This is a genomic window from Salegentibacter maritimus (genome assembly GCF_016236915.1).
GTDB lineage: Bacteria > Bacteroidota > Bacteroidia > Flavobacteriales > Flavobacteriaceae > Salegentibacter > Salegentibacter maritimus.
Genome location: NZ_JAEHOK010000016.1, coordinates 20277 through 33278, shown reverse-complemented (window position 1 = coordinate 33278; position 13002 = coordinate 20277). Strand labels below are relative to the sequence as shown.

The following is a 13002-nucleotide window of genomic DNA, read 5'->3' as shown; positions in this document are numbered from 1 at the left end:
ATTAGCAAGATGAAATTTAATATATATACAAAGAAAATAGGGATTCTTCTATTATGCATAGCGGGTTTAATAGGATGTAGCGTAGATGATGTAAAACCAATTAACCAACTTACTGACGAGAACGTTATTCGCGATGGAAAATCAGCTCAACAGGTCTTAAACGGGGTTTATTCCGGATGGCGACAGTTTAACCTTGGTTATTATCCAATCCTTTTGGGAGCTGAAGGAAATGAAGGAGTCTTAATAGCTGCACTTACGGGAAGTGCCGGTTTTAATACCAATGAGGTTCCGGTAGAGAACCCTTTTTTAACCGAAATTTATAATGCACACTATAAAATAATAAATCAGGCAAATTTTCTAATTGAAGAGCTCGAAGCGGGAAAAGCAGCTGATATTTCAGAAGAAAAACAAAAGCAGCTTATCGCCGAAGCAAAATTTAACCGGGCATTCGCTACTTTTAAGTTACTACGCAATTTTGGCGAGTTTTACGATATGAATTCTTCTATGGGAATTGTATTGCAAACCAATTTTTCCAATTCGGTAGATGCAGCTCCAAGAAATACTGTACAGGAAGTCTATACTCAAATCTTTGATGATTTGGAGTATGCGGTAGCATATGGACCTAAAAATGTTCAGCATTATTATGGCGGGAGTTTAGCTTCCAAAGCTTTGTTGGCAAAGGTGAAATTGTATGCCAAAGATTATGAAACAGCTTCAAATTTAGCCTGGGAAGTGATTAATAATGCAGAAGGCTATAGTTTAGAAAACAGTTATAGTAATATTTTTGCTAATCAAATGAATTCCCCCGAAGTGATTTTTGCACCATTTGTTGGCTCAGGCTCGGAAGGAGGGGTTGCCATGTCTCAAATAAAACAGACTAATGCCAGTGCACAATTAGATAGTTTAGCTAACAAACAGGTAGAAGGACAGGGAGAGCTTGCCGGAATGGGAATGGGATACGATCCAAGGTTCTTATTTGCCTATTCAGAGGCTACTCAGGGGAATAATAGGAACGCGAAATACCCAAATGAAAACTTCGTAAACGGAAAAACTAATACAAATTACCATCTTAGACTAGCAGAGATGTATTTAATTTTTGCTGAAGCCGAAGTTCGTGAAGAAGGTGATTTGAACGCAGCTTTAGCCGCTCTAAATACACTTAGAAATAGAGCAGGAGTAATGCCAAAAGAAACAAACTCTCCAGAAGAACTTTTAGAATTAGTTAGAGAGGAAAAATTACTGGAGTTGTTTTTTGAAAATGGAGAAAACTGGTTCGATTTGGTTAGATACCATCATTATGGCGATATAAATGCTTTTGATATTAAACCAACCTTGAACAATAAAAATCAATTTATTAAGCCTATTCCTTTAAAAGTTTTAACGGCAAATAACCAATTGGAACAAAATGCCGGTTATTAAGAGTAAATGTTTGATTTAGTTGTTAGTAATGTAGAGGAGGGAAACCTACTTCCCTCTTTTATATAAATAACAAAATCTGTCTCGATACCAAGGTATTTTGCCAAAAGTATTAGCGCAAAAACCAAATCGAGCCGGTATAGTTTTAAAAATAAAATAATATTATGAGAAAATTTTTGATGATTGCCCTGTCTGTTACGACATTGATGGGATGTAATGAAGAAAAAGAAGTCCAGAAGGATTATGCTGTTGTTTCCGGTAGCATTCAAAATCCTATAGAAAATAGAAAGATTAGATTGTACGATTACGAAAATCAGAAATCAATACTTATAGAGGTAGCCGAAGACGGGAGTTTTAACGATACGTTAAAATTAGAATCTCCAACATTTTTTAATACCAGTTACAGTTCTATGTTTCCATTATACCTAAGTAATGGCATGGAGCTAACTTTAAAATTTAAAGATTCAGTGGGTAAACCTGAAGTTTCAGGCAAAGGAAGTATCTCATATAACGTACTTCAAAATAAGAATGAACTAACTGCTGAATTGTTTGATGATTATAAATCTTTTTTCAGTCAGCCGGAGGCGTCATACCAACAAGCCCTTAAACAATATAATGCGGATGTAAAAGAGTTATTGGCAACCAATGAAGAAAACCTGGATACTACGTTTATAAAAAAGCAGGAAAAATCTCTGGAAACATTTAATAAACAAATGAATGCTGAGTTTGAACGTTATAAAGAAATAAATGCAAAGCTTGGCAAAGGGAAACCTTCTCCTAATTTTAAAGACTATATAAATTACGATGGCGGTACTTCGTCTCTTAAAGATATTCTTGGTCAATATATTTATATAGATATGTGGGCAACCTGGTGTGGGCCCTGTAAATATGAAATCCCTTTTCTGCTGGAACTTGAAGAAGAATACAAAGACAAGGATATTAAATTTGTGAGTATTTCTATAGACGCCAGGAAAGACGAGGATAAATGGCGAAAAATGATTGAGGATAAAGGACTTACCGGAACCCAATTATTGGCCGATAACGAATACCAGTCCCAATTTGTACAGGATTATTTTATCCAGGGAATTCCAAGATTTATTATCCTGGATCCTGAAGGAAATATAGTAGACTACGATGCTCCAAGAACTTCTGAACCAAGATTAAGAGAAGTGTTGGATGAACTCGATATTTAATTAGCCTCCTCAATAGATTTTTAAAAGCCCTTTTCTACTAAAAGAACAGGGCTTTTTTATTGACACCGCCATTGGGTGTAATGTCCCGGGATAGTTAACTGCCCAAAAAATAAAAGACATTTCATCTTTAGTATCTAATATATGGGCTTATAAAAGAACTAAACCTTCATATTTGTAATTTACTAATGTTAAAGCTTCATTCTTCAGCGCCTATTAAAAAACCTCACAGTTTTACTGAAATGCAGTAAATCTGTGAGGCTTATTTGCTAAACTTAGCTGTTTTAAAACAGCCGGTTTTATTGGCGCCACCAAAGAGTATAATATCCGGTGGCTTGCGTTGAAATTAAAAATTGGTTCCATCTAAAGCCTCGTAGGCTTGCCCCCAGATAGTTTACTTAGAAATTATTTTACGATAATTTCATCAAGAAAAATAAAACTGGACTTCCCGGCGCCGGTATGCCACTCGGGTAAAGGTCCCATAGATTTTACCAAAACTTTTATATAGCGTGCTTTTTCTTTTAATTCTCCCGAAGAAAAATTCTCAATAATCAAGCCTTGATCCTGAGGATCTATAGGATTTTGCGCAACAGCTACCTTTTTAAAATTTTTTCCGTTATTAGAAACATAAAACTCAACACTTTCCGGTAGTAAAATCCAGGAAATTAAGCGTTGGAAGAAATCGGCTGAAATTTCATTGATTTCAGTTTTTGTTTTTAAATCTAACACCACTTCAATATCCTGGCCTGCATAACCCTGCCATCTGCCATCTCCAAAATCTTCAGAACCTTTTAAACCATCTGTGAGTCCACCGGGGCCTCCTGCAGCGTAAGCAGGATTAGCTGTACTTACCCGTCCTTTAATTTGCGGTTTAGCACCCAGGGCTTTATGTACATTGAAGTATTTTGCAGAAATTTGGCCTTCCTGACCATCCTTAAAAGCTTTTGCCTTCACTTCTGCATTTTTGGTAATGCTTAAAGAACCATCGTAAAGTTCACTTTCTTTTGTGGGTTCCCCACCATTGGTGGTATATCTGATTTCTGTATCAGGATAAAGCGTACTTAAGCGAATCTCCATTTCTCCAGGACGTAGGGCCTGGCCGGCATCAATAAATACATGCGTTTCCAGGTCTAGAAGTTCCCGGGCAGTTTCATCGTATTTATTAAGATTTTCGGCAAGCCAGTACTCTCTATTTTCAGCCTTCCATATATTGATATAATCCATTTTTAAATGGTGAAGCTCTTTAAAAAGTTTGTTCCGGGTTTCCTTTATCCTTTCCTTAGAAACTGCTTCAGGATTTGCGTGAGCTTTTTGTAAGTCTAAGATGAATAGATTTTTCTTTGCGGCAAAAGCTGCTCTTTCTGCCGCATTTCTGGCTACTTCAATAGCAATTTTTTCTGCGCCGGCAAGTTTGGCTTTTTCTTTAAGCTCTTGGGCCAGGGCAGTAGCCTGTTTCAGCATATTTTTATTGGTTGTAGCTACTTTCTCAACTTCTTCTTTTGGATAGAAATCGAAAATACTTCCCCAAACCGATGCATTGGTCATACTTCCAAAAACCGGAATTTGCCTTAGTTCTCTAAATTTATTAAGAGACTGCATAATACTTTGGTCATCGGGCATTTCAAAGAATAATTTATCGAATCCCTTATTGAAAGCCGAAAGTCTACTTGCTCGTTCTTCTTTGGCCCGGGCTTCTTCCTGACTTTCGATTGGGTTCCAGGCCATTTCGGCACCCCAAACAATTCCGTGCCAGTTTGCATTGAATAAGGTTTCCCCATCGTCGTCCCAGGCGGTGTTTATCATACCCATGGAACCATATTCTTTACCGTCTCTTACATAATTGGCGATGTTTTTTACAGCAACATCCAGGTTGGGATAGATCTCACTCCAGCTTCGTACGCCTGGGGCTACCATAAAATCGAAACCTGATTCTTTAAAGGGCAAAATAGCTTTATCAAAACTATCTCTTGGATCGTAGCCCCAGGAAAGAATAATAAGGTCTTTTGGGAGCCTATCTATAATTTCCTGGTGGTTAACGGCAATATCGCCCCACATCATAGTTCGTTTCCCGTGTTTTTTAAGAATTTCATCCAGTTTGTTAATATGCATGGCATAAACGGCTTCCATTCCTAAAGAATCGACTAAAGCTTTCGCTTTTCCAGATCCTAAACCGTCGGTTTCATCGGCACCAATATTAAAGAAAGGATGGTCGTAAGCCTGGGCAGCATCACCAAGATACTCGTCTAAAAACTCATAAGTAGCAGGGCTGCCGGGATTTAAATTCCATTTATTATCGGCTATCTCGTCATAGAAAGGGTTATTTAAAATTTCCTCCATATGTCCAAAAGCTTGCTGGTTTCCAATAAGCACAACATGGTATTTTGCGGCAAATTCTTCCAACTCGTTAATTTCTTCAGGGGTAAATGAATCTAAGGGGGCTATATCGGCAAACTTCTCGTTACGAAGGGTATGTTCGGTATAAAGGTTTAAAAAATTGAGTTTGTATTCCGATAATTTGCGAATGGCATCTTTTGTAAACTCTAAAGTGGGAATTGGTCCCCGACTAATATCGTCCATCCAGCCCCGATATTCTAAAGCAGGCCAATCTGTAATTTCTAAAGCAGGTAAACTCTTGTTTTTTGCAGTTTGTATAAGTTGTCTTAAAGTTTGAACCCCATAAAACAAACCTTTTTCGGTATTGGCGATTAGTTTAATTTGATCTTTTTCAATTTTTAGCCAATATCCCTGTTCTCCAATTTCCTGAAGTTTTTCTGAATTGGGCAGGTATTTTTTTATTTTTGAATCGGGGTTATCGTCCAAAGCATATAAAATAATAGAAGCCTTTTTAGGCGATTTTACAAGCTCTGAAGAAATTCCCATTTGTTCAGATAACTCATCTTTTAACTGCTTAAGGGCAAAATCATTATGCTTTGAGCTGTTAACCCATAGATCCTGGCTATTTTTCAGGCTAAATTCAGCTTCCGAAGAAATTAATTCCTGCGGTTGGGGAATAAGCTTAATATTCTGTGCTTGCGTTTTGGGAAAGAAAAACCCAAACAGAATGAGCCCGGTTACCAGCCTCATTTTGTTTTTTAGGATTATTTTATTCATAATTAATAGGTATTGTTTAAGGGTGATTTAAAAGTTTCTCTTAATTTATAAGTGCTATGATACAATAGACCTCACAGGTTTTAATCACCTGTGAGGTCTATTTTTTTAGAATTTTATATAAGATTGCTAATACTTTCAGCTGCTGCCTAATATTATTGGCCGCTTACTATTTTTAGGGGTAAATTTAAAACTGTTATTTTAATTATTCACTTCTTTACCACCAAAATCTTCCTGTTGTTGCTCTACTTCTTTAAGTTTTATGGTATTTAGCTCTTGCTGTAATTTTTCAACCTGGGCTTCGAGCTCTGCCTGGCTTTTATTGCTTTGCTCTACGGTAGAATTTCTGTTTAGCTTGTAAGCCGCCAACTCTTCAGGATTATATATCATTTCCTTTTTTGGAGCAACACTATTAAAAGTGATTTCACCTGACACTGGGCGTTGGGAACCTTTCATTCTTAAAGAAGCTTTTACTGTAATTTCTCCCGGAGTATTAGTGGTTTTTACCAAAACCGGTGCAGTACCCCATCTTAATTGCTGCGGATTTGCAATAAAGTTCTGGTTGCCCAGAATCTCTCCCTCTCCTGAAATTTCAAATTCCAGGATACTATTATTTAGGCGTTTTATATTTCCGTCTTTATCGGTTACGGCAGCAACCAGGGTTACAAAATCAGACCCGTTTGCTTTTAAATCCAGGTTTTCATCATCTAACCAAAGCATAATTTTTTCTGGTCTCAGTGCCGGTCTTACCGTATCGGTTGCGACCAGTTTCCCATCTATAAAGCCTTCAGCCTTTAAAAATACTTCGTTGGCTTTTCTTGCCCGGTGCTTTTCTTTGATATCCATAAAATTATAAACATCTTTAAATACAATAGGAGGGAAGGGCATACCTTCTCTATCTTTATCTACTTTATGGATAAAAGTTTCTCCGTTTTCAAATTTGGTTAATCTTACTTCGTCACAATTAGAGAACACGGTTACATCATTTGGAGAAAATGGGGTCATTTCATTAGCGATATAAACCATAGGTCCGGTTTCGGCAATAAGATTGGTTTTTTCGGGATTTCTTTGCGCTTCAAACATATAGTAGGAATACTTTGGCTGCCTATACGCATCCATTATTCCACCGTAAAAAGGATCGGGATGGTAACCTCTTTGGTGATCAAATGGGTGCCAAAGTGCACCACCAATATGTTGCTTACTGGTTTTATAGAAAATATCGTAACTAATGTATGAATAAGGAGGAACCGAGTAATGTTGTGCCTGTACCAGCATAGGGTTTTCACCCCAGGCACGGGCAACCCTGCTGGGAGAATTATGGGAGTTCCAATTATCTACATTATCGCCCCACTCGCGGGTAAAGTAAGTTTTTGATGGATCTGCTTCTTCTTCCGGCAGCATTTCAAAAGGATAAGTGTAGAGAATATCAAAATGTTCACTTCCCTTTGCTTCCAAATCACAAGCTGAATGCGAGTTAGGATAAGGAAATTCGGTTTCTACAATATCTTTAGCATTTTTTGCAAAAGCATCGGGGTACCAGGTTTCATTGAGAATAGGTTCCCACAGAAAAAGGCTGGCTCTGTTACGGTCTCTTCTTACCATGTTACGAATATCCTGGTAAACCAATTTTTCAAACTGTGGGTCTTTATTCCAAAACTGCCAGCCAGGGATATTTACAATAACAAATAAGCCAAGCTCATCTGCCGCATCCATAAAGGCAGGATCCTGTGGGTAGTGTGCATTTCTAATTAGAATCATTCCCGCATCCCTAAGCTTTTTAGCATCTTTCCAATGCACATTGTTGGGAACAGCATTGCCCACTACGGCAAAATCCTGGTGACGATTACCACCAATAATAGGTTTGTTATACGGTTTTCCGTTTAACCAAAACCCATCTTCTCCCTTAAACTCCAGGCTACGAATACCTATACGTTTGCGGTAGCCATCAACTACTTTCCCTTTGTTGTTTCTAATTTCAACCTCTAAGTTGTATAGATGAGGATGTTCAGGAGCCCATAGCTGCGGATTTCTAATGCTTTCTTCTGAAGTAATATGGGTTGCATTATTGGATTGCAGACTAATTTTTTTACCGGTCTTTAATTTTAATTTACCTTCTTTATCATAAAGTCTATAGATTATTTTCCCTTTGAAATCGGCTGAACTCTCATTTCTTATATGGGTTTTTAGTACTATTTCTGCTTTTTTTTCAGAAACTTCAGGGTAGGCAACCACAATGCCACCACCGGCAATTTCATTTTCATAATTAGCATTTGTAATATGTACATTGCTATGTGAAATAAGCCAAACATCACGATAAATTCCTCCTAAATAAGCAAAATCCAGTACTTCCTGATCTTTTCCCGGGGGATAGGATGGGTCGTTACTATTATCGGCCCAAACTGCAATTATATTATCTTCTCCCCAATTTAAAGCATCAGAAACATCTACAATTGCCGGTAAATAACCACCAAAATGTTCTTTTAGCAGTTTTCCGTTTACGTAAATTTTAGATTTTCCCATAATGGCTTCAAAGTGGAGAAAAAGTTTTTTGCCTTTTAATTTAGGGTCGGGCGTAAAGTGTTTTCTATACCATACTTCGCCCTGGTAATTTATACCGCCACTTGCTTCCTGGGGAAGGTATTCAATTCCGTTAGGAAGGTTGACTACAGCCCAATTTTTATCATCAAAATTCTTCTTTTCTGCGCCCTGTAAATTCCCTTTATAAAATCTCCAGGCAGGATTCATAGAAAAAGAGTTGCGGCCGGAGCCTTCCAGTTCATAAAATCCCGCTGTAGAAAACTCGGGCTGGTTTTGGGCCTGCATTGTAAACCCAATTGCTAAAAATAACAGAGCTAAGGTTTTTTTTAATGTATATTGCATATTGTATAATTTATAATGTATTTTGAAAGTTGTACGATGTATAACAAATATGATTTTAAATCATTTTAATTAATTTACGAATCCCGAATCACTTCTCTTTATAAACCCGCACCCAATCTACCAGCATTTCAACAGGCAGGTCTTCGTCTTTTATGCTACCAACCCAGTTACCTCCAAGTGCCTGATCTAGAATAATAAAAAACTCCTGATTGAAGGGCCATTGCTTTGAATCGGCATTCTCTATTTTTGGATAAGAAAAGGTCTTTTCACCATTAACAAAGAAATCTAACCGATTAGGGTACCATTCCACAGCATACACATTATAGGAATCTACCTTAAATGGAACGGTAGTGAAATATGGCGGATACTCCTTTTTTTCTTGAATATCTATATAATTGGTATGCAAGGTTTGATAGACGATGGTATCGTAATTTAGGTGTTCCATAATATCTATTTCGCCACTATGTGGCCAACCACCGTATTTGGGATCTTGAGGCATCATCCAAATGGCCGGCCAGGAGCCTTTACCTTTATCTAGTTTAGCCTTTACCTCAATTTTTCCGTATTTAAAAGAAAATTTATCGGCTGTTCTAATACATCCTGTGTTATATTTTACCGTATCATTCTTATTGGTGTTAATAATACCGCGTAGATGTAATTTTCCGTCTTTTACAAATCGGGTAGCATCTGAGTCTGTACAGAAACGCGCCCAATCTGCCGAATTTCTAGGAGAATGAGACCATTTAGCGGTATCGGGTTTACCTTCATTGTCAAATTCATCCTGCCAAATTAGATCCCATCTTTTTTGAGACTTATCCTGGACTTTCCCTGTGCCACATCCGGCTACAAGAACCATTAAAAGTATAACTGTCAATTGTTTCATAGGGGCTAAAAAGTTATATTCTTAATATTCAGATTTTTCAAAAAACTCAGGATGGAATCGGTTTCCATTAGATTTCCATCTCGTATAATGCCCCATATTTAAACGACCTGTGAACTCTTCAAAATTTTTGTCCTTGTTTTTGCTCCAAACAGCTTCACTAAAAGCAGCCATTCTTGGTAGTAACATGTATTCCAGATGTTCTACCGAGGATATAAACTCGGTCCAAATTGCAAATTGAGAGCCTAATACATATTTTGCTTCATTGGCTGTAAGTGCTTCGGGTACCGGTTGGTAATTATAAACGCGTTCTAAGGTATTAATCGAGTAGGGGCCGGCTTGTGGTTCTCCTTCCGGGCCTGCCTGGTAGCGATTAAAATAAAGCGGGTCACTGGGGCTCATCACTACATCGTGCCCAGATTTTGCTGCCGCAATCCCGCCTTTTTCACCCTGCCAACTCATAACTGTGGCATTTGAGGCCAGGCCACCTTCCAGGATTTCATCCCAACCAAGGAGTTTTCGGTTATTGGCTTGTAGAAACTTCTCCATACGTTTTATAAAATAGCTTTGAAGTTCTTTTTCATCTTTTAGGTTTTCCTCTTTAATTCTTTTTTGACAGGCTGCACATCTTTCCCAATAAGACTTATCTACTTCATCTCCACCCACGTGAATATATTCTGAAGGAAAAATATCCATAACTTCTACTAAAACATCCTGTAAAAACATAAATGGAGCCTCTTTCCCGGCACAATAATTAAAGGCCATCTTATCTGTATCTATTACCTTGTTCCACAAATTAGATCCGGGAGGATCCTGTTGGGGCTGTGCACATGAAAATTCGGGATAAGCAGCAAGCGCTGCTGCCGAATGCCCGGGCATTTCTATTTCAGGAATTACCTTTATGTTTCTTTTAGCAGCATAAGCAACTACTTCCCTGGCTTGTTCCTGGGTATAGAATCCGCCATATGTATAAGGTTCCCCTGTTAATGGTTCAGTATAAGTAGAATCTACCTTATAAAAAACACTTCCCGGTATCTCTTCGCGCCAGGCGCCAATACCGGTTAATTTTGGATATTTTTTAATCTCCAATCGCCAGCCCTCATTATCTGTAAGGTGCCAATGAAACGTATTTAGTTTATAAAAAGCCATTAGGTCTAATACCTCTTTAATGACTTCTACAGAATAAAAATGCCTGCTTACATCTAGCATCATACCACGCCACGTAAACGCAGGTTCATCGGTTATTTCCATCGCCGGAAGCGTGATTTTTTGATTGGTACGTATTCCCGGGAAATATTGCAACACACTTTGTACTCCATAAAATACGCCGGCCGTAGTAGGAGCAGAGATTTTTACAGTATTTTCTGAAATTTTTAAGGTATAGCCTTCTTCATTTAGATCGAGGCTTTTATCTATTTTCAGGGCAATATTTTTTTCTGAACTTTTATTCAAAGGAAGTTCAAAACCACTTAGGCGTTTTACCTGCTTTTGAAAATAAGCACCCATTTCCCCCAGTTCGTCTTTTTCAGAAAATTGAAGCGAGGTATTATTATCTACTTCAAAAGCGCCGGAAGTTAGCTCCATTTTTGTTGGTGCAGGGATAAGTTGGGAGTGCATTAAATTAGGTACCCCTAATATAAATAGCAAAATAACCAGCCTGCCCAGGCCTTTTTTTAGACTGTTCTCTGGTATTGGTATTCTACCTAAGTTTGATGCTTGCCTTTTTGGTAAAAGAAACTCCGGATTTAAGTATCCGGAGTTTTTATTAAAATTATTTCTCATGATTCTTACTTATTTATCTTCGTAAACTTTAATAAACTGCTTATCCAGCTCTTCTGAATCTTTATATTTTTTACGAGTTTCCTTCAATTTTTTAATCATCATCTCTCTTACTTCAGCATAATCAGGATCGTAAAAGACGTTATGCAATTCCTGCGGATCGTTTTTGCGATCGTAAAGTTCCCATTCGTCTACATCGTGATAAAAATGCATGATCTTATATTCTTTGGTAGCAATTCCATAGTGTCGTTTAACGGCGTGCTCGGCAGGATACTCATAATAATGATAGTAAACGGCATCTCTATCCCAGGCATCCTTTTCTCCCTTTAGCAATGGTAATAAACTTTTACCCTGCATTTCATCTGGTGCATTTACACCAGCTGCATCTAAAAAGGTTTGTGCAAAATCAAGGTTTTGAACCATTTCCTCTTCGGTGATACCTGCTTCTATTTTGTTGGGCCATTTAATAAGTAGGGGAGTTCTAAAAGATTCTTCATACATAAAACGTTTGTCAAACCAACCGTGCTCTCCCAGGTAAAAACCCTGGTCTGAGGTGTAGACAACTATAGTATTATCAGATAAATCATTTTCATCTAAATAATCTAAAACACGTCCTACATTTTCATCTACTGAAGCAATAGTTCCCAGGTAGTCCTGCATATAACGCTGGTATTTCCATTTCATTAAGTCTTCATCATCCATTTCGGGATATTTTTCTTCAAACTCTTTGTTAATAGGATCGTAAACTTTATCCCAGGCAGCTTTTTGTTCTTTAGTCATCCTGCTGGTAGGATCTCCCAGGTAGCGTTCTTTTATTCCCAGTTTTTTAACTGTAGAATCTTTTAACTTGTTATCGTTGGTAAGTACCATATGAGTTAGAATATTCATTTCGGCGGTTTTCGCAACGCTACTTTTACGGCTTTTTGGCTGGTCTAAATTGTATTTTTTAGATGCTGCATCGGGAGAACTGGCTTCCAGGTCTTCTGGGTGAATACGGGTGTAATCATCAAAAAGCGTTTCGGGTAATGGGAATTCTTTTTTAGTAAATTCTTTATAATGTCTTTCTGCCGGTAACCATGCACGGTGTGGCGCTTTGTGTAGATACATTAACAAGAAGGGTTTTTCCTTATCGCGTTCTTTTTCTAACCAATTTATGGTGAGGTCTGTAATAATATCGGTCACATAACCATCTATTACCGTATCACCATCTTTGGTTATAAACCTGGGATTGTAATAACTTCCCTGGCCGGGTAAAATTTTAAACTCATCGAAGCCTTTTGGATTGTTCCCAAAATGTAATTTTCCGAACATGGCGGTTTGATAACCCGCATCCTGTAAGATTTGTGGAAAAGTAACATTAGTAGTGTCAAATTTACTCAGGTTATCTATTTTGCCATTTAAATGACTGTGCTTTCCGGTTAAAATTACGGCACGCGAAGGGGCACAAATAGAATTGGTTACCGAGGCATTGTTAAAAAGAGCACCTTCTTGTGCCAGCCTGTCTATATTGGGAGTGTTAATTAGTTTATCGCTATATGCACTTATGGCCTGATATGCGTGATCATCAGACATCATAAAAACAATATTGGGGCGTTTGGTTTCGGTTGTTTTTTCCGTTTCCTGATTTTTACAGGAGAATAAAGCTGCTGCTATGCCTAGCGAGCAAAGGAGTGTTTTGTAGTTTAACATATAACTTAATTTAGATTTTCGCTTACTTATGTGAGGAAATAATATTGAAAATTAATTACA

At 37.7% G+C, this 13002-nt stretch carries 7 protein-coding genes; 2 read left to right on the top strand and 5 right to left on the bottom strand.

All coding sequences use genetic code 11. From position 1 onward, the window contains the following. Positions 1-9: 9 nt before the first annotated feature. Both I6U49_RS12445 and I6U49_RS12440 read left to right on the top strand, forming a co-directional pair. Complete coding sequence (locus I6U49_RS12445; protein WP_198629047.1) at positions 10-1419, top strand: RagB/SusD family nutrient uptake outer membrane protein; 1410 nt, start codon at positions 10-12, stop codon at positions 1417-1419. A gap of 161 nt (positions 1420-1580) precedes the next feature. Continuing rightward, the gene (locus I6U49_RS12440) at positions 1581-2609 is read left to right on the top strand and encodes a TlpA family protein disulfide reductase (RefSeq protein WP_232804712.1); all 1029 of its coding nucleotides are present in this window, start codon (positions 1581-1583) and stop codon (positions 2607-2609) included. 402 nt (positions 2610-3011) lie between these two features. On the opposite strand, the gene I6U49_RS12435 is transcribed toward I6U49_RS12440, so the two are convergent. From I6U49_RS12435 to I6U49_RS12415, 5 genes are all read right to left on the bottom strand, one after another. Beyond that, the gene (locus I6U49_RS12435; RefSeq protein ID WP_198629046.1) at positions 3012-5717 is read right to left on the bottom strand and encodes a glycoside hydrolase family 20 zincin-like fold domain-containing protein; all 2706 of its coding nucleotides are present in this window, start codon (positions 5715-5717) and stop codon (positions 3012-3014) included. A 198-nt stretch (positions 5718-5915) separates the two neighbouring features. After that, entirely contained in the window at positions 5916-8594 is a 2679-nt protein-coding gene (locus I6U49_RS12430) for a glycoside hydrolase family 2 TIM barrel-domain containing protein (protein WP_198629045.1), read from the bottom strand. A gap of 88 nt (positions 8595-8682) precedes the next feature. Next, entirely contained in the window at positions 8683-9477 is a 795-nt protein-coding gene (locus I6U49_RS12425) for a glycoside hydrolase family 16 protein (protein ID WP_198629044.1), read from the bottom strand. Positions 9478-9498: 21 nt separating this feature from the next. Then, the gene (locus I6U49_RS12420) at positions 9499-11256 is read right to left on the bottom strand and encodes a beta-N-acetylhexosaminidase (RefSeq protein WP_198629041.1); all 1758 of its coding nucleotides are present in this window, start codon (positions 11254-11256) and stop codon (positions 9499-9501) included. Positions 11257-11265: 9 nt separating this feature from the next. Beyond that, a complete protein-coding gene (locus I6U49_RS12415) occupies positions 11266-12942 on the bottom strand; it encodes a sulfatase family protein (RefSeq protein ID WP_198629039.1) in 1677 nt (558 codons plus the stop codon). Positions 12943-13002 lie beyond the last annotated feature (60 nt).